Genomic DNA, 17,159 nt, shown 5'->3' with positions numbered 1-17,159 from the left:
GATCCGATTTGACCGACCAGAAGACACCGCGCGGCACAGACGGCGGCCCCAGCGGCATCGAGCCGATATCCATCATCGAGGAGATGCAGCGCTCCTATCTCGATTACGCCATGAGCGTGATCGTCAGCCGTGCGCTGCCCGATGTGCGCGACGGCCTGAAGCCGGTGCACCGTCGCATCCTCTATGCCGCCCATGAGAGCGGCTACCACTGGAACCGCAAATATGTGAAATCGGCGCGCCCCGTAGCCGACGTGATGGGTAAATACCATCCGCATGGCGACGCCTCGATCTATGACGCCCTGGTGCGCATGGCGCAGGACTGGTCGTTGCGCGTGCCGCTGATCGACGGGCAGGGCAATTTCGGTTCGATCGACGGCGATCCGCCGGCGGCGATGCGCTACACCGAATCGCGCCTGACCAAGGTCGCGCACGAGCTGTTGGAGGACATCGACAAGGATACCGTCGATTTCCAGGACACTTATGATGCTTCGGACACCGAGCCTAAGGTTCTGCCGGCGCGCTTTCCCAATCTGCTGGTCAACGGTTCGGGCGGCATTGCCGTCGGCATGGCCACCAACATCCCGCCGCACAATCTCGGTGAAGTCTGCAACGCCGCTATTGCCGTCATCGACAATCCGGCGATCGACCTGCCGGCGCTGATGGAGATCATTCCGGGCCCCGATTTCCCGACCGGCGGCATCGTGCTTGGCCGTTCCGGCATCTACAGCGCCTATTCCACCGGCCGCGGCTCCATCGTCATGCGCGGCAAGGTCAACATAGAGCAGCGCGGCAATGACCGCGAATCGATCATCATCACCGAGGTTCCCTACCAGGTGAACAAGGCCTCGATGATCGAGAAGATGGCCGAACTGGTGCGCGACAAGCGCGTCGAGGGCATTTCCGATATCCGCGACGAAAGCGACCGCCAGGGTTATCGCGTCGTCATCGAGCTCAAGCGTGACGCCGTTGCCGACGTCGTCCTCAACCAGCTCTACCGGTTCACGCCGCTGCAGACCTCTTTCGGCGCCAATATGGTGGCTCTGAACGGCGGCAAGCCGGAACTGCTGAACCTGACGGACATGCTGAAGGCGTTCGTCACCTTCCGCGAGGAGGTGATCAGCCGGCGGACGAAGTTCCTGCTGCGCAAGGCGCGGGACCGCGCCCATGTGCTGGTTGGCCTGGCCATCGCCGTCGCCAACATCGACGAGGTCATCAAGCTGATCCGTACCGCGGCGGACCCGCAGACGGCGCGCGAGCAGTTGATGGAGCGGCGCTGGCCCTCGGGCGATGTTGAATCGCTGATCCTCCTGATCGACGATCCGCGCCATCGTATCAACGAGGACGGCACCTACAATCTGTCCGAGGAACAGGCGCGCGCTATCCTCGAACTGCGCCTGCAGCGCCTGACCGCGCTTGGCCGCGACGAAATCGCCGATGAGTTGAATACGATCGGCGACGAGATCAAGGACTACCTCGACATTCTGTCGTCGCGCGCGCGCATCCAGCAGATCGTCAAGGACGAGCTCGCCGCCGTGCGCGACGAATTCGGCACGCCACGCCGCACCGAGCTCACCGATGGCGGCGCGGACATGGAAGATGAGGATCTGATCCAGCGCGAGGACATGGTCGTGACGGTGAGCCATTCCGGCTACATCAAGCGCGTGCCGCTGTCGCTCTATCGGGCGCAGCGCCGCGGCGGCAAGGGCCGCTCCGGCATGTCGACCAAGGAAGAGGATTTCGTCACCCGGCTGTTCGTGGCCAACACCCACACGCCGGTGCTGTTCTTCTCCTCGCGCGGCATCGTCTACAAGGAAAAGGTCTGGCGGCTGCCGATCGGCAACCCGCAGTCACGCGGCAAGGCGCTGATCAACATGCTGCCGCTGGAGCAGGGCGAGCGCATCACCACCATCATGCCGCTGCCCGAGGACGAGACGAGCTGGGGCGATCTCGACGTGATGTTCGCCACGACGCGCGGCACCGTGCGCCGCAACAAATTGTCCGACTTCGTCCAGGTCAATCGCAACGGCAAGATCGCCATGAAGCTGGAGGAGGAGGGCGACGAAATTCTCGGCGTCGAGACCTGCACCGACAATGACGACGTGCTTCTGACGGCGAATTCGGGCCAGTGCATTCGCTTCTCCGTCGGCGACGTGCGCGTCTTCCAGAGCCGCAATTCCGTCGGCGTTCGCGGCATAACCATGGCTGAAACCGACCGCATCATCTCCATGTCGGTGATCGAGCATGTCAATGCTTCACCGGCGGAACGCGCCGCTTACCTCAAGCGGGCGGCGTCGGAGCGGCGGCTTGCCGCCGAGACAGCCGGAGAGGAAGAAGAGATCGCGCTCACCAATGAGGAGATCGGCGAGGAGACCGAGCTTCCAGACGACCGCTACGAATTCCTCAAGGCGCATGAGCAGTACGTGCTGACGGTGACCGAATATGGATACGGCAAGCGCTCGTCGTCCTACGACTTCCGCCTGACCGGCCGCGGCGGCAAGGGGATCCGTGCCACCGACGTGTCCAAGGCAGCCGAAATCGGCCAGCTGGTGGCAACCTTCCCGGTCGGCAATGACGATCAGATCATGCTGGTGTCGGATGGCGGTACCGTCATCCGGGTGCCGGTCAATGGCATCCGCTTCGCCAGCCGCGCCACCAAGGGCGTGACCATCTTCAACACGGCTGAAGGTGAAAAGGTGGTTTCGGTCGAGCGGATTTCGGAGCCGCAATCGGACGAGGAAGTGGAAGAGGCCGTCGAGGGTGGCGCGGGGTCGGATTCGAATGACAGCGGTCCGGACAACGCCGAATAGTTCCTGGTACGTTTGACATAGCAACGCCGGCCTGTCGGCCGGCGCGGCAGCGTTGCGGACTGTCTTAGTAGTGGCGATACGGCTTGCGCAGGCAAAAGCCTTCGAAGCGCTTGGTAGTGGCCTTGACGCGGATGCGCTGTGCTTCCTGATGCAGCCCGAATACTGTGGCGATCAGCATGGCGACGGTCATTGCGGTGGCGAGCATGTAGATCAGCATGTGCGTGTTCTCCTGCGCCTTACAACGGATATATGGGACTTTGGTTTCATCTTATTAAGGGTGCAGCCTAGTGAACGCTGCGTGAAGGCTTCGTGATCAGCGTGTTCATCTGTCGTTCATGCGCCGGAAAAGGTTCATGGGCCGCCTGCCAATCGGATTTGCCTTTGTGATAGAGGCTCGCTAGAAGCTCCGCCATGACCGAACGCATCGCCCTTTATGCCGGCTCCTTCGACCCGCTGACCAACGGCCATCTCGATGTGCTGAAAGCGTCGCTGGCGGTTGCCGACATTGTTTATGCCGCGATCGGCATTCATCCGGGCAAGAAGCCGCTGTTTTCGTTCGAGGATCGGGTGCAGTTGATCGAAGCCGCCGCGAAGGCCGAATTCGGCCGCGATGGCGCCCGCATCAAGGTGGTTGCCTTCGATGGGCTGGTGATCGATGCGGCCAGGAGAGAAGGCGCCTCGATCATGATCCGCGGTCTGCGCGACGGCACCGACCTCGACTACGAAATGCAGATGGCCGGCATGAACGAAACCATGGCGCCTGAATTGCAGACGGTTTTCCTGCCCGCCAGCCCGTCGGTGCGCACCATTACCGCCACACTTGTGCGCCAGATAGCCTCGATGGGCGGCGACATCCGCCCCTTCGTGCCGGCGGCCGTGGCCGGCGCGCTCACCGCAAAATTCGCGAAATAAGCTCGGAGAACCCTCATGCAGCTCAAAAGGCTCGCCTCATTCCTTGTTGTGCTCGCCGGTCTCGTGACCGCATCGGTCTCGGCCTATGCCGCAGATCCGGAAAACACGATGATCATCACGCTGAAAGATGGCGACGTGACCATCGCGCTGCGCCCCGATCTGGCGCCCAAGCATGTCGCGCAGATCAAGAAGCTGGTGCGTGACCATGCCTACGACAATGTCGCATTCCACCGTGTCATCGACGGCTTCATGGCGCAGACCGGCGACGTCAAGTTCGGCAACATGAACAAGGGCTTCAATGCCCAGGCCGTCGGCACCGGCGGCTCCGACCTGCCCGACCTGCCTGCCGAGTTCTCGCAGGCCGAGCATTACAAGCGCGGCGTGGTCGGCATGGCCCGTTCGCAGGACCCGAACTCCGCCAATTCGCAGTTCTTCATCATGTTCGCACCGGCGCCGCCGCTCGATGGCCAGTATACGATTGTCGGCAATGTCGTCAGCGGCATGGACCTGGTGGACAAGATCAAGAAGGGCGACGAGGCGGACAATGGCACGGTCACCGATCCCGACCGGATGATCAAAGTGCGCATCGCCGCCGACAAATAGTTCCAATTTTACAAAAGGATATCTGACATGGCTGAGATCAAGGACCGCGAGAACGCGCTCATCATGGAAACGACCAAGGGCAAGGTCGTCATCGAACTGTTTCCCGATTTGGCTCCTGGCCATGTCGCCCGCATCAAGGAATTGGCGCGTGAAGGCGCCTATGACGGCGTCGTCTTCCACCGCGTCATCGAAGGCTTCATGGCGCAGACCGGCGACGTGAAATTCGGCAATTCCAGCAAGCCCAGCTTCGCGCCGTCTCGCGCCGGCATGGGCGGCTCGGAAAAGCCTGACCTGAAGGCCGAGTTCTCCAACGCGAACCACGGCCGCGGCACCTGCTCGATGGCTCGTTCGCAGAACCCGAACTCGGCCAATTCGCAGTTCTTCATCTGCTTCGACGACGCCGCGTTCCTCAACCGCCAGTACACGGTCTGGGGCCAGGTCATCGAGGGCATGGACAATGTCGACAAGATCAAGCGCGGCGAGCCGGTGCAGGATCCCGACAAGATCGTGTCCCTAAAGGTCGCGGCCGACGTCAAGTAAGGACAAACGACAATGATGGGCGTCGTCTGGTCGCTTCTCGGCATCCTGTCCGGCGCCTTCATTGCCATCCAGGCGCCGATCAATTCGCAGCTTGCGCGCGGCTTGGGTCTCCCGGTCGCGGCGGCAGCGTTTTCGTTCCTGTCGGGCGCGATCGTGCTTGGCATCATCTCCGTCACGGTGGTGAAGCTGCAAGGCATCTCGCTCGACTGGAAGGCGCCCGCGCCCTGGTTGTTTGTCGCCGGCGGCATGCTTGGCGGCTTCTATGTCACGCTTTCGACGATCCTGACGCCGCGCATCGGCGCGGCCGCCCTGATGGCGTTCCTGGTGGCCGGCCAGCTGCTCGCGGGTATGCTCATCGACCGCGTCGGCTTCCTTGGGGTCGCCGTGCGTGAAATCTCGCTCGGCCGCGTCGCCGGCGCGGTGCTTCTGCTGGCCGGAGCGCTGCTCGTTCGGCTGTTTTGAGTCCCGATGCGCGTCGACCTCTTTGAATTCGACCTGCCGGAGGAGCGCATCGCACTTCGCCCGGCAGAACCGCGCGACAGCGCCAAAATGCTGGTGGTCAAGCCAGGCAAGGGGCTGGTGGACAGGACGGTTGGCGATCTGCCATCGTTGCTCCGTGCCGGCGACGTGCTGGTTTTCAACGACACCAAGGTCATTCCGGCGCAGTTGAAAGGCATCAGGCGGCGCGGCGAAGCACAGTCGCAGGTCGAGGCCACGCTGCACATGCGCATGGCGCCGGACCGCTGGCTGGCCTTCATGCGGCCGGGCAAGCGCATTGCCGCCGGCGACCGCATCCATTTCGGCCATGACGGCAATTCCTGTTTCCTCGGCCAGCTCGACGCCACCGTGATCGAAAAAGGCGAGGGCGGCGAAGCGCTGCTCGGCTTTGATCTATCCGGTCCTTTCCTCGACGAAGCGCTGCACGCGGTCGGCCACATTCCACTACCGCCCTACATCGCCTCGAAGCGCGATGACGACGAGCGCGATCGTGCCGACTACCAGACCATCTATGCCCGGGAAGAAGGCGCGGTAGCGGCGCCCACCGCGGGCCTGCACTTCACGCCGGCGCTTTTCGCGGCGCTGGACGCCAAAGGGGTCGAACGCCGCTTCGTCACCTTGCATGTGGGCGCCGGTACGTTCCTGCCGGTCAAGGCGGACGATACCGCGGACCATAAGATGCATGCCGAGATCGGCTCGGTCAGCCAGGCGACCGCCGATGCGCTCAATGCGGCGAAGGCGAGGGGCGGGCGCGTCATTGCCGTCGGTACAACCTCGCTGCGCCTGCTCGAGAGTGCGGCGCGTGAGGACGGCACGCTGGCGCCATGGTCCGGACCGACCGACATCTTCATCACGCCCGGCTACCGCTTTCGCACGGCCGACATGCTGATGACCAACTTCCATCTGCCGCGCTCGACGCTGTTCATGCTGGTCTCGGCTTTCAGTGGCCTCGACACGATGAGTGCCGCCTATGCGCATGCCATCGAGAGCGGTTACAGGTTCTATTCCTATGGAGACGCCAGTCTTCTGTTCAGGGAGGAGAACGATGGACGATGATCTGCAAACCTTCGACCGCGACAGGCTGATCGCGGAAGTGAAAAGGCTGCGCGCCGGCATTCGCGCGCACCGCGATACATCAGGTCATGACCTCTGCTGGCATCACCCCGATCTGTGGGACCTGCTGCCGGAAAGGACCGAGCCGTCAATCGCGGTGCCGCCCTGGCCAAAATTCATGCGCGGCTGCATCCAGTACCGTCAGTCGCTCGACGAGCAGGCGCCGGATGCGCCGGTATTCGACAAGGAATTCAATGGCTGAGAATTTCACCTTCAGGGTGTTGGCGACCGATGGCAAGGCGCGGCGCGGCCTGATCGACATGCCGCGCGGCGAAATCCGCACGCCGGCCTTCATGCCGGTCGGCACCGGTGGCACGGTCAAAGCCATGTACATGGACCAGGTGCGCGGCGTTGGTGCCGACATCATCCTGGGCAACACCTATCACCTGATGTTGCGGCCCGGGGCCGAGCGCGTGGCGCGGCTCGGCGGTCTGCACGAATTCGCCCGCTGGCCGCACCCGATTCTGACCGACAGCGGCGGTTTTCAGGTGATGTCGCTGTCGAAGCTGAGGAAGCTGACGGAAAAGGGCGTCACCTTCCGCTCTCACATCGATGGCGCGGCCTACGAGATGTCGCCGGAGCGCTCGATCGAAATTCAAGGTCTGCTCGATTCCGACATCCAGATGCAACTCGACGAATGCACCGCGTTGCCGGCCGAGATCAAGGAGATCGAGCGCGCCATGGAACTGTCGCTGCGCTGGGCGGAGCGCTGCAAGACGGCGTTCGGCGACCAGCCGGGCAAAGCGATGTTCGGCATCGTGCAGGGTGGTGACAACGCGGCGCTCAGGGTTCGCTCGGCACAGGCGCTGAGCGCGATGGAGCTCAAGGGCTATGCTGTCGGCGGCTTGGCCGTCGGCGAGCCGCAGGCGGTGATGCTCGACATGCTCGACATCACCTGTCCCGAACTGCCAGACGACAAGCCACGCTATCTGATGGGCGTGGGAACCCCGGACGATATCCTGAAATCGGTTGCCCGCGGCATCGACATGTTCGATTGCGTGATGCCGACGCGGGCCGGCCGGCACGGGCTGGCCTATACCAGGCGCGGCAAGGTCAACCTGCGCAACGCCCGCCATGCCGACGATCCGCGCCCGCTCGATGAAGAGAGCGACTGCCCGGCAGCCAGGGATTATTCGCGTGCCTATCTGCACCATCTGGTGCGCTCGCAGGAGGCGCTCGGCGCGATGCTGCTGACCTGGAACAACCTGTCCTACTACCAGAAGCTGATGCAGGACATCCGCGCCGCGATCGAAGCCGGCACCTTCAAGACGCGCGGGGCGGGGATCAGCGAAGGCTGGGCGAGGGGCGATATCCCGGCGCCGTAAACCCGTTCAGGTGCTGAGCGAGTTCGACGCCCGCAGGCTGCAGCCGGTGATCTGGAATGTGCCGTCAGGCTGCTGCTGCAGCGTGTAGACCGCCTCGTAGTCCTTGCCGTCGGGGCCGACGATCAGCACTTGCTGGATAATTGAACCCGGGCCTGTCTGCTCGACCTTGCCGAAAGCGTAGGACTGGGGTTTGCGCACAGGCGGGTAGCCATTGGTCACCATATTCATGAAGGCATCGACGGTCGGGAATATCTGCTTCACGTTCGGGGCGGCAAAGCTGTAGGCCTTGGCGCCGTCATCGGCGATGAGGGCCTTCAACTGACCGTCGATGACGGACTGGCCAGCCTTGATCTCGGCATCTCCGGCCAACGCCTGGGAAGCCAATATGAGCGAAACGAACGCAAATGCGAAAAAGCCGCGGCGCATGGCTTGTCTCCACCGTCCCTCGAACCGCCTCCAGAAGTTCCAGGAGACATCCTAACATACGTGCCAGGGCGCCTCACGGTTTCAGCGCCAATATTCGTCGCGCCTCGGTGCAGAAGCCGAACGATATTGCAGGGCACGCTGGCGCTGAGATGGCGGCAGGCGGTCGAAGCGCGGCATGCCGGTTGCGGAGCCGCGCGAGGCGGTGGCCGGGACCCCGCGCCGGCTAAGCGCGCATTCCAGTGCTTGAAAGGCTGCCTCCAGTCTGCCAGAAGGGCCGCTTGGACCTGGAAGTTTAGCGGGACGAAGCCATGAAGGCGTTTTTCGTGCAGATCAAATGCGAGCTGGGCAAATCCTATGAGGTTGCCAGCGCGCTTGCCGACGCCGAGATCGCCTCGGAAATCTACTCCACCGCCGGCAACTACGATCTGCTCGCCAAATTCTATGTCGACGACGAAGAAGACGTCGGCCATTTCGTCAACGAGAAGGTGCAGATTCTTCCCGGCATCAAGGACACGTTCACCGTCGTCACCTTCCGCGCCTTCTAGCAGTGCGAGGCGGTTGCCCGGGCACGAGGCAAAGGCTGATCAAGCTCGTATTTGGGCTGCCTTAATTTTAGGCAGCCGCAACATACTGATCGTCCGCTTCCCCCAAATCACCGATTGCGCTTGATTTTCTCCCACGACGCCAGTGAAATGGCTTCACAGGGGAGTATGCGATTGGCAGCGTTCGATGAAATGCTTCCGGAAGTCTCCGGATTGAGAAGACCGTATTCGGCTTACGATCGCTGGCTGAAGGAGCAGGATCCAGCCAGGCTTACCGAGAAGATGCAGGACGCCGAACGCGTCTTTCGCAAGACGGGCATTACCTTCGCCGTCTATGGCGAACAGGAAGCCTCCGAACGGCTGATCCCGTTCGACATCGTCCCTCGCATCATTTCAGGCAATGAGTGGCGGCGCCTGACGCAAGGCATCGAGCAGCGCGTCCAGGCGCTGAACGCCTTCCTCGACGACATCTACCATCGCCAAGAAATCCTGCGCGCCGGCCGCGTCCCAAGGGATCTCATCGCCAGGAACGAGGCCTTCCTGCCGGAGATGATCGGCGTGCGGCCGCCGGCCGGCGTCTATACCCACATTATCGGCGTCGACATCGTTCGCATCAGCGAGGACGAGTTCTACGTTCTGGAGGACAATGCGCGCACGCCGTCCGGTGTCTCCTACATGCTGGAGAACCGCGAAACGATGATGCAGCTGTTCCCCGAGCTGTTCCAGAAGATCAAGGTGCGGCCAGTGGAGAACTATCCGCAGCTGCTGCGCCAGTCGCTGGCGGCCGTGCGGCCACAGAACACCAACGGTGCCCCGACCATCGCGGTGCTGACGCCGGGCAGTTTCAATTCCGCCTATTTCGAACACGCTTTCCTTGCCGACCAGATGGGCGTGCAGCTTGTGGAGGGCCAGGACCTGCGCGTCGTCGACGGCCATGTCGCGATGCGCACCACCGAAGGCTACAAGCAGATCGACGTGCTTTACCGCCGCGTCGATGATTCCTTCCTCGATCCGCTGACTTTCAGGCCGGATTCAGCGCTTGGCATACCCGGCATCATGGATGTCTATCGCGCCGGCAATATCACCATCGCCAATGCGCCCGGCACGGGTATCGCCGACGACAAGGCGATCTATTCCTATATGCCCGAGATCGTCGAATTCTACACCGGCCGCAAGGCGATCCTCGGCAACATCCCGACCTGGCGCTGTTCGGAACCGGACAGCCTGAAATATGTGCTCGAGCACATCCACGAACTGGTGATCAAGGAAGTGCATGGTTCCGGCGGCTACGGCATGCTGGTCGGCCCGGCGGCGACCAAGAAGGAATGTCAGGATTTCGCCAAGAAGCTGCAGGCCAAACCGTCTAATTACATCGCCCAGCCGACGCTCGCGCTCTCGACCTGTCCGATCCTGACTGAAAAGGGGCTGGCGCCGCGCCACGTCGATCTCAGGCCCTACGTCCTGGTCTCGGATCGCATCCAGATCGTGCCCGGCGGGCTGACGCGGGTGGCGCTGAAGGAAGGCTCACTGGTGGTGAATTCCTCCCAGGGCGGCGGGACGAAAGATACCTGGGTGCTGGATGATTGAGCTGAGCCGGTAGGGATTAGCGATTAGTGAGTAGTGAGTAGTCAGCTACAGAGGGAAAGCGCATGCCATATCTCATATGGATTCAACTATTTAGTACTGACTACTCACTGATCCCTACTCACTAGCCCAAGGGCCTTCCCATGCTTCTCGGCCGCACCGCCAACGGGCTCTACTGGATGAACCGCTATATTGAGCGGGCGGAAAACATGGCGCGGCTGGTCGACGCCGGGCTGCGCATGGCGCTCACTCGCACCCAGAGCGCGTCGGAGGAGTGGAATTCGGTGCTGCTCAGCGCCGGCTCCGACGTCACCTTCAAGCAGAAATACCCGGACTATACCGCCGCCAATGTCTCTGATTTCCTCTTGCGCGACACGTCGAACCCATCGAGCACGATGTCGTCGATCGAGACCGCCCGCAACAATGCGCGCATGGTGCGCACCGCGCTGACGCGCGAGACATGGGAGAGCATCAACGAAGCCTGGATGGCGCTGAAACGGATGCTGGCGAGGCCGATAGACGAGCGCGACCTGCCCAACGTGCTCGACGCGATCAAGCGCGAGACCGCGCTGATCCGCGGCTCGTTTTACGGCACCATGCTGCGCAACGAGATCTTCGATTTCTCGCAGCTCGGCACCTATGTCGAGCGCGCCGACAACACCGCGCGCATCCTCGACGTGAAATACTACGTGCTGTTGCCGTCGATCTCCTGGGTCGGCTCGACGCTCGACAACTATCAGTGGGAATCGATCCTGCGCTCGGTGTCGGCGCATCGCTCGTATCGCTGGGTTTATGATGCCGACTATAAGCCGACCAACATCGCCGACTACCTGATTCTCAACGTCCGCATGCCGCGATCGCTGACCTTCTGCTATCGCTTCCTGGCAGAGCATCTGAAGTTCCTGGGCGACGACTATGGCGAGCGCCATGCCTGCCATGCGACGGCGCAAAACACGCAGGCAATGCTGCAAGCAGGATCGATCAAGGACATATTCGATGCCGGGCTGCACGAGTTCCTGGCCGGGTTCATTCGCGACAACACCAGGCTCGGCGACGAGATCGCGCAGGACTACAGGTTTTATTGAGCATGATGCCGGGAAGTGGATGTCGTTTTTCGCTAGAGATCATGCACGCGAACGGAAGATGGCCATGCGGCTGAAAATAACGCACCGGACTGAGTACCGCTACGACGCACCGGTGCAGTATTTGCTCCAGAGGCTGCGGCTGCTTCCCGTGAGCGGGCCGACTCAGACCGTGCTGTCCTGGGCGCTGAAGGTCGAGGGTGCGCGCGAGGAAGTGCGATTTACCGATCATTACGGCAACGACAACAGGCTGTTGAGCGTCGAGGGTGACCACGACTTCATCACAGTCGAAGCGTTGGGCGAGGTGGTGACGCGCGATACATCGGGTGTTTGTGGGCCTCATCAAGGCTTCGCGCCACTCTGGTTGTTCGCGCAGGAGACCGCTTTGACCACCATAGGCGGCGGCATCCGTGATCTTACCGAGGCGGTCGGCAAGGGCACCGACCTTGACAGGCTGCACCGGCTGATGGCCGCCATTGGCGAGCGCGTCGCCTACACGCCGGGAACAACCAATGCGACGACCTCGGCCGAGGAAGCTTTGGTACTGAAAACCGGAGTCTGCCAGGACCATAGCCACATCTTTGCCGCCGCCGCGCGCGCCATGGGATTTCCGGCCCGCTATGTCAGCGGCTATCTGATGATGGATGCGGTGGAGCAGGCAGCAAGCCACGCCTGGGCAGAAGCGCATGTCGCGGGCCTCGGCTGGGTTGCCTTCGATCCCGCCAACGGTATTTCTCCCGACGAACGCTATGTGAAGGTGGCCACCGGCCGCGACTACCGTGACGCTTCGCCTGTGTCGGGAATTCGACTGGGACAGGCGGAAGAACTGCTTGCGGTCACCGTCACGGTAGAGCAGTAATCCCCCAGGGATTACCGCCTTAAGAGATTCCATGACCTATTGCGTCGGCCTCAAGATCGATCGCGGGCTCGTGTTCATGTCGGACACGCGCACCAATGCCGGTATGGATTCGATCTCGACCTTCAAGAAGATGCATGTCTGGGAACAGCCGGGCGAGCGCGTCATCGTGCTGATGTCGGCTGGCAACCTGGCGACGACACAGGCCGTGGTCAGCCTGCTCGACGAACGCACAAAGGCGGTGACCGACCGTCATGAGAAGCTGCTCGAGACGCCATCCATGTACCAGACGGTGCGGCTGCTCGGCGACACGGTGAAGGAAGTGATCGCGCAATCGTCGCCCGCCGGCGAGAAGGCCGATTCCTATTTCAATGCTTCCTTCATCCTGGGCGGGCAGATCAAGGGCAGCCCGCCACGCCTGTTCATGATCTACCCCGAAGGCAATTTCATTGAGTCGACCGAGGACACGCCGTTCTTCCAGATCGGAGAAACCAAGTACGGCAAGCCGATCATCATTCGCGCCTACGAAAAGACGATGAGCCTGGCCGAGACGGTGAAACTGCTTCTGGTGTCGTTCGATTCGACGCTGAAGTCGAACCTGTCGGTCGGCCTGCCGCTCGACCTGCTTTTCCTGGAGCAGGACGCCTTTCAGGTCGGCCTTAAAAAGCGGATCGGCCAGGACGACCAGTATTATCGCACGATCTCCGATGGATGGTCGAATGCGCTGAAGACGGCCTTCGCCAGCCTGCCGGATTTTCCTGGCTAGTCCGCATATCTCGCGCCCGTCGGCGGCTTCAAATATTTCACTGGTGACTAATATCCGATCTTGAGGAGCCGGCGCTATCACCGGCAGCGAATGACCTGTCGGGAGGACAAGATGAACAATGATGATTTCCGGCAATGGTCGCAACGCGCCGCCGATTGGGGCGCCGACTATCGCAACAATTTGCGTGAGCGGCCGGTGCGGCCGCTGATCGAGCCGGGCGACATTTTCAGGAGCATCGAGGCGTCGCCGCCCGAAGACGCGGAGTCGATGGACAGGATTTTCGCCGATTTCCAAGAGAAGATCGTGCCGGGGATGACGCATTGGCAGCACCCGCGCTTCTTCGCCTATTTCCCGGCCAACGCGGCGCCGGTCTCGGTGGTGGCTGAATATCTGGTGTCGGCGATGGCCGCGCAATGCATGCTCTGGCAGACCTCGCCGGCGGCGACCGAGCTTGAAATGCGGACCGTCGACTGGATGCGCCAGGCGCTCGGCCTGCCGGAAGGATTCTCCGGCGTTATCCAGGATTCGGCCTCGTCGGCGACACTCAACGCGGTGTTGACGATGCGCGAGCGGGCGCTGGACTGGCAAGGCAACAAAAAAGGATTGGCCGGGCAGGGCCGATTGCGCATCTATTCCTCCGACCAGGTGCACACTTCGATCGATCGGGCGATCTGGGTGTCAGGCATAGGCGAGGACAATCTCGTGCGCATTCCTGTCGCCGGCCGTTTTCGCGCCATGGACGCAGCCGCACTCGACGCGGCAATCGTCGCCGACCGCGCGGCCGGCATGTTGCCCGCCGGCATCATCGCCAGCGTCGGCGGCACCAGCACCGGGGGCACGGACGATATTGCAGCAATTGCGGCAGTCGCCGGTCGGCATGGGCTCTACCTGCATGTCGATGCCGCCTGGGCCGGGTCGGCGATGATCTGCCCGGAGTACCGGCATTTCTGGGCCGGCGCCGAGCTGGCGGATTCCATCGTCTTCAACCCCCACAAATGGCTGGGCGCGCAATTCGACTGCTCGATGCAGTTCATTCGCCAGCCCGAGGACCTCGTTCGCACGCTGGCCATCAAGCCCGAATTCCTTAAGACACATGGCCGCGACGGCATCATCAACTATTCCGAATGGTCGGTGCCGCTTGGTCGGCGCTTCCGGGCGCTGAAGCTTTGGTTTCTGCTGCGCGCGCATGGACTGGAAAACCTGCGAACCATGATCCGCAACCATGTCGCCTGGAGCGAGGGCCTTGCCGCTCGGCTGGCAAGGGAGGTGGATTTCGAGATCGTCACCGAGCCGATGCTGTCGCTGTTTTCGTTCCGGCACAAGGCTGCCTCGGGCGCCGATGCCGACGAGCACAATCTGCGGCTCGTCAATGCGATCAACGACGATGGCCGCATCTACCTGACGCAAACGAAGGTCGATGGAAAGGTGGCGATCCGCTTCCAGGTCGGCCAGTTCGACGCGACGGCGGGAGACGTCGATGCCGCTTTCACCGCCATTACCGAAATTGCGCGTGCCACGGCCTGAAAAGGCTGGATGGGTGGCACCGAGGTTCACCCGTACAATCATCAGATTTCGTTAGCCGGCTTGCACCTTTTCATCGGTTTCGTTTTCTATTATAAGCAAAAAAAACGAAAACGGGAGCTTGCCTTATGTATCTGTCGCCGCGCCATGCCGAGATCATCCAGATGGCCAAGGACAACGGCCGCGTGCTGGTTGATGACCTGGCCACGCATTTCAACGTGACGCCGCAGACCATACGCAAGGACCTCAACGATTTGTGCGACCAGCGGCTGCTTTCGCGAGTCCATGGCGGCGCCTTGTTCCCGTCCGGTATCGAGAACATGGAGTATGAAGCCAGGCGCAAGATCGCGGCCGACGAGAAGGAAGCGATAGGCCGCGCGGCGGCCAGATTGATTCCCGACAACGCCTCGCTGTTCATCAACATCGGCACCACGACGGAGGCGGTCAGCAAGGCACTGCTCGATCATGACGGCCTGATGGTCATCACCAATAACATCAATGTTGCCAATAGGATGCGCATCTATCCCTCGATCGAGGTGGTGATTGCGGGCGGCGTGGTGCGCGGCTCCGACGGGGGTGTTGTCGGCGAGGCGGCGGTCGATTTCATCAGGCAGTTCAAGGTCGACTACGCTGTCATCGGCGCCTCGGCTATCGATCATGATGGCGCGCTGCTCGATTTCGATTTCCGCGAGGTGAAGGTGGCGCAAGCGATCATCGCCAACGCCAGGCACGTCATCCTGGTTTCCGACCAGACCAAGTTCGAACGCACGGCGCCTGTGCGTATCGGCCATCTGTCGCAGGTCAACACCTTCATCACCGATCGCTGCGACATCCCGTCCGTGCGCAAGATCTGCCAGGAGGCCGAGGTTCAGCTCATCGAGACGTCGCTTGGCTGACGCAATTCACGGTCTTCTCACAGGCGTGTGATATTTCGTTTGACATTCGTTATGAGTTCGAAATAATTCCGCCACGGTTTCGCAAAAGAGCAAAAATGGTGCAATGCGAAATCGTGGAGGAGCTAGGTGGACACATCTTCAGTCCGGGACATTTTCGTCATAGGTGGCGGCATCAACGGCTGCGGCATCGCCCGCGATGCCGTGGGACGCGGGTTCTCGGTCTTTCTCGCCGAAATGAACGATCTCGCCAGCGGAACCTCGTCCGGTTCGACCAAGCTGATCCATGGCGGGCTGCGCTATCTCGAATTCTATGAATTCCGCCTGGTGCGCGAGGCGCTGATGGAGCGCGAGGTTCTGTGGAAGAACGCTCCGCACATCATCTGGCCGATGCGCTTCGTGCTGCCCTATGCCAAGGGCCTGCGCCCGGCCTGGCTGATCCGGCTCGGCCTTTTCCTTTACGACCACATCGGCGGGCGCAAGTTGCTGCCGGCGACCAGAACGCTCGACATGGCAAGCGACCCGGCGGGCAAGCCTTTGAAGCCGCTGTTCAAAAAGGCTTTCGAATATTCGGATGGCTGGGTCAACGACGCGCGGCTGGTGGCGCTGAATGCTCGTGACGCCGCTGACCGGGGCGCAACGATCCGGACTCGCACCAAAGTGGTTGGAGCGCGCCGCGAGGGCGGAATCTGGGCGATAAAGATCGAGGACCTGCGGACCGGCGAGACCGACGAGGTCAAGGCACGGTTGCTGGTCAATGCGGCGGGTCCTTGGGTCGACCACGTGCTGTCCGGCGTCGTCGGCCTCAACGACGTGCACAATGTCCGCCTCGTGCAGGGCAGCCACATCGTCATCGCCAAGAAGTTCGACGACCCGCGCGCCTATTTCTTCCAGAACAGGGACGGCCGCATCATCTTCGCCATCCCCTACGAGGACGAGTTCACGCTGATCGGCACCACCGACCAGGATTATCCCGGCGACCCACATGATGTGAGGATCAGCGACACCGAGATCGACTATCTCTGTGCCGCGGCGAGCGAGTATTTCGCGGTTCCCGTCAAGCGTTCCGACATCGTCTGGACCTATTCGGCCGTGCGTCCGCTCTACGATGACGGCGCCTCCAAGGCGCAGGAAGCGACACGTGACTATGTGCTGAAGGCGGATGGCGGCGACGGCGCCGCGCCGCTGGTCAACGCGTTTGGCGGCAAGATCACCACCTATCGCCGGCTGTCGGAATCGATGCTGGAGAAGATCGAAGGTTTTCTCGGCAAGCGCGGCAAGCCGTGGACATCAGATGCGCCGCTGCCGGGCGGCGATTTTCCGGCCACGGGTTTCGATGCGCAGGTGGCGAAGCTGAAAAGCGCCTATCCTTTCCTCGACCAGCGCTTGGCGCGCCGGCTGACGAGGCTCTATGGAACGCGTGTACAGGTGCTGCTCGGCTTGGCCAAGTCGATTGCCGATCTCGGCCGCAATTTCGGTGGCGATCTCCACGAAGCCGAGGTGCGCTATCTCGTTGAAAACGAATGGGCTGTGACGGCGGAAGACGTGCTGTGGCGGCGAACCAAGCGCGGCCTGCATCTTAACCGCGAGCAGGTCGCGGCACTCGATGAATTCATGCGCGGCATAAGCCGGCAGCACGTCGCGGCCGCTGAATGAAGAGGTTTTGAGCTGATGCGGAAAGCCTGGGAGGA

18 protein-coding genes are annotated in these 17,159 nt (G+C 61.9%); 16 read left to right on the top strand and 2 right to left on the bottom strand.

Going from position 1 to position 17,159, the window contains the following annotated elements; all coding sequences use genetic code 11:
• Positions 1 to 8: 8 nt before the first annotated feature.
• A complete protein-coding gene (gyrA, locus tag LB516_RS07205; protein ID WP_224719233.1) occupies positions 9 to 2,807 on the top strand; it encodes a DNA gyrase subunit A in 2,799 nt (932 codons plus the stop codon).
• Positions 2,808 to 2,871: 64 nt separating this feature from the next.
• Here the strand turns inward: gyrA and LB516_RS07200 are convergent, their stop codons facing one another.
• Positions 2,872 to 3,024, bottom strand: a complete 153-nt coding sequence (locus LB516_RS07200; protein ID WP_224719232.1) for a hypothetical protein — start codon at positions 3,022 to 3,024, stop codon at positions 2,872 to 2,874.
• Positions 3,025 to 3,218: 194 nt separating this feature from the next.
• On the opposite strand from LB516_RS07200, the gene coaD reads away from it, so the two are divergent.
• The 7 genes from coaD to tgt all read left to right on the top strand — a co-directional run bounded on the left by coaD (position 3,219) and on the right by tgt (position 7,798).
• Positions 3,219 to 3,719: a pantetheine-phosphate adenylyltransferase gene (coaD, locus tag LB516_RS07195; protein ID WP_015317718.1), complete on the top strand. Its 501-nt coding sequence runs from the start codon at positions 3,219 to 3,221 to the stop codon at positions 3,717 to 3,719.
• 108 nt (positions 3,720 to 3,827) lie between these two features.
• Entirely contained in the window at positions 3,828 to 4,322 is a 495-nt protein-coding gene (locus tag LB516_RS07190) for a peptidylprolyl isomerase (protein WP_411908818.1), read from the top strand.
• 27 nt (positions 4,323 to 4,349) lie between these two features.
• A complete protein-coding gene (locus LB516_RS07185) occupies positions 4,350 to 4,862 on the top strand; it encodes a peptidylprolyl isomerase (protein WP_015317720.1) in 513 nt (170 codons plus the stop codon).
• Between the two features lie 12 nt (positions 4,863 to 4,874).
• The gene (locus tag LB516_RS07180; RefSeq protein ID WP_015317721.1) at positions 4,875 to 5,324 is read left to right on the top strand and encodes a DMT family transporter; all 450 of its coding nucleotides are present in this window, start codon (positions 4,875 to 4,877) and stop codon (positions 5,322 to 5,324) included.
• A 6-nt stretch (positions 5,325 to 5,330) separates the two neighbouring features.
• Positions 5,331 to 6,416: a tRNA preQ1(34) S-adenosylmethionine ribosyltransferase-isomerase QueA gene (gene queA, locus LB516_RS07175; protein WP_224719231.1), complete on the top strand. Its 1,086-nt coding sequence runs from the start codon at positions 5,331 to 5,333 to the stop codon at positions 6,414 to 6,416.
• The gene (locus LB516_RS07170; protein ID WP_140616328.1) at positions 6,406 to 6,675 is read left to right on the top strand and encodes a hypothetical protein; all 270 of its coding nucleotides are present in this window, start codon (positions 6,406 to 6,408) and stop codon (positions 6,673 to 6,675) included. The genes queA and LB516_RS07170 overlap by 11 nt, the downstream gene beginning before the upstream one ends.
• Positions 6,668 to 7,798: a tRNA guanosine(34) transglycosylase Tgt gene (gene tgt, locus LB516_RS07165; protein ID WP_224719230.1), complete on the top strand. Its 1,131-nt coding sequence runs from the start codon at positions 6,668 to 6,670 to the stop codon at positions 7,796 to 7,798. The genes LB516_RS07170 and tgt overlap by 8 nt, the downstream gene beginning before the upstream one ends.
• A 6-nt stretch (positions 7,799 to 7,804) precedes the next feature.
• Here tgt and LB516_RS07160 read toward each other — a convergent pair whose 3' ends face one another.
• Complete coding sequence (locus LB516_RS07160; protein WP_224719229.1) at positions 7,805 to 8,224, bottom strand: DUF4864 domain-containing protein; 420 nt, start codon at positions 8,222 to 8,224, stop codon at positions 7,805 to 7,807.
• 308 nt (positions 8,225 to 8,532) lie between these two features.
• On the opposite strand from LB516_RS07160, the gene LB516_RS07155 reads away from it, so the two are divergent.
• From LB516_RS07155 to glpD, 8 genes are all read left to right on the top strand, one after another.
• Positions 8,533 to 8,769 (top strand): Lrp/AsnC family transcriptional regulator, encoded by a 237-nt coding sequence (locus tag LB516_RS07155; protein WP_010909609.1) that lies wholly within the window; start codon positions 8,533 to 8,535, stop codon positions 8,767 to 8,769.
• 171 nt (positions 8,770 to 8,940) lie between these two features.
• A complete protein-coding gene (locus tag LB516_RS07150; protein WP_041163444.1) occupies positions 8,941 to 10,353 on the top strand; it encodes a circularly permuted type 2 ATP-grasp protein in 1,413 nt (470 codons plus the stop codon).
• Between the two features lie 140 nt (positions 10,354 to 10,493).
• On the top strand, positions 10,494 to 11,435 hold the full coding sequence (locus LB516_RS07145; protein ID WP_224719228.1) for an alpha-E domain-containing protein: 942 nt from the start codon (positions 10,494 to 10,496) through the stop codon (positions 11,433 to 11,435).
• 64 nt (positions 11,436 to 11,499) lie between these two features.
• Positions 11,500 to 12,291: a transglutaminase domain-containing protein gene (locus LB516_RS07140; protein WP_015317728.1), complete on the top strand. Its 792-nt coding sequence runs from the start codon at positions 11,500 to 11,502 to the stop codon at positions 12,289 to 12,291.
• 31 nt (positions 12,292 to 12,322) lie between these two features.
• Positions 12,323 to 13,054 carry a peptidase gene (locus LB516_RS07135; RefSeq protein WP_023773863.1) on the top strand — a complete coding sequence of 244 codons (732 nt, stop codon included), beginning with the start codon at positions 12,323 to 12,325 and terminating at the stop codon, positions 13,052 to 13,054.
• A 111-nt stretch (positions 13,055 to 13,165) separates the two neighbouring features.
• Positions 13,166 to 14,578, top strand: coding sequence for a pyridoxal phosphate-dependent decarboxylase family protein (locus LB516_RS07130; protein ID WP_140616335.1), 1,413 nt, complete (start codon positions 13,166 to 13,168; stop codon positions 14,576 to 14,578).
• A 125-nt stretch (positions 14,579 to 14,703) separates the two neighbouring features.
• Positions 14,704 to 15,471 (top strand): DeoR/GlpR family DNA-binding transcription regulator, encoded by a 768-nt coding sequence (locus LB516_RS07125; protein WP_015317731.1) that lies wholly within the window; start codon positions 14,704 to 14,706, stop codon positions 15,469 to 15,471.
• A 126-nt stretch (positions 15,472 to 15,597) separates the two neighbouring features.
• A complete protein-coding gene (glpD, locus tag LB516_RS07120; protein ID WP_140616337.1) occupies positions 15,598 to 17,124 on the top strand; it encodes a glycerol-3-phosphate dehydrogenase in 1,527 nt (508 codons plus the stop codon).
• Positions 17,125 to 17,159 lie beyond the last annotated feature (35 nt).

This window comes from Mesorhizobium sp. CO1-1-7, from assembly GCF_020164885.1.
Lineage (GTDB): Bacteria > Pseudomonadota > Alphaproteobacteria > Rhizobiales > Rhizobiaceae > Mesorhizobium > Mesorhizobium australicum.
This window is presented reverse-complemented; position numbering and strand designations above follow the sequence as displayed.

Excerpts from the sequence above, each read along its gene's own strand:
- LB516_RS07190 (WP_411908818.1), top strand. The coding sequence starts at position 3,828 with ATGATCATCACGCTGAAAGATGGCGACGTGACCATCGCGCTGCGCCCC.
- LB516_RS07200 (WP_224719232.1), bottom strand. The coding sequence starts at position 3,024 with ATGCTGATCTACATGCTCGCCACCGCAATGACCGTCGCCATGCTGATC.
- LB516_RS07180 (WP_015317721.1), top strand. The coding sequence starts at position 4,875 with ATGATGGGCGTCGTCTGGTCGCTTCTCGGCATCCTGTCCGGCGCCTTC.
- LB516_RS07185 (WP_015317720.1), top strand. The coding sequence starts at position 4,350 with ATGGCTGAGATCAAGGACCGCGAGAACGCGCTCATCATGGAAACGACC.
- LB516_RS07160 (WP_224719229.1), bottom strand. The coding sequence starts at position 8,224 with ATGCGCCGCGGCTTTTTCGCATTTGCGTTCGTTTCGCTCATATTGGCT.
- queA (WP_224719231.1), top strand. The coding sequence starts at position 5,331 with ATGCGCGTCGACCTCTTTGAATTCGACCTGCCGGAGGAGCGCATCGCA.
- LB516_RS07170 (WP_140616328.1), top strand. The coding sequence starts at position 6,406 with ATGGACGATGATCTGCAAACCTTCGACCGCGACAGGCTGATCGCGGAA.
- coaD (WP_015317718.1), top strand. The coding sequence starts at position 3,219 with ATGACCGAACGCATCGCCCTTTATGCCGGCTCCTTCGACCCGCTGACC.
- LB516_RS07140 (WP_015317728.1), top strand. The coding sequence starts at position 11,500 with ATGCGGCTGAAAATAACGCACCGGACTGAGTACCGCTACGACGCACCG.
- LB516_RS07145 (WP_224719228.1), top strand. The coding sequence starts at position 10,494 with ATGCTTCTCGGCCGCACCGCCAACGGGCTCTACTGGATGAACCGCTAT.
- LB516_RS07125 (WP_015317731.1), top strand. The coding sequence starts at position 14,704 with ATGTATCTGTCGCCGCGCCATGCCGAGATCATCCAGATGGCCAAGGAC.
- LB516_RS07135 (WP_023773863.1), top strand. The coding sequence starts at position 12,323 with ATGACCTATTGCGTCGGCCTCAAGATCGATCGCGGGCTCGTGTTCATG.
- tgt (WP_224719230.1), top strand. The coding sequence starts at position 6,668 with ATGGCTGAGAATTTCACCTTCAGGGTGTTGGCGACCGATGGCAAGGCG.
- LB516_RS07130 (WP_140616335.1), top strand. The coding sequence starts at position 13,166 with ATGAACAATGATGATTTCCGGCAATGGTCGCAACGCGCCGCCGATTGG.
- LB516_RS07155 (WP_010909609.1), top strand. The coding sequence starts at position 8,533 with ATGAAGGCGTTTTTCGTGCAGATCAAATGCGAGCTGGGCAAATCCTAT.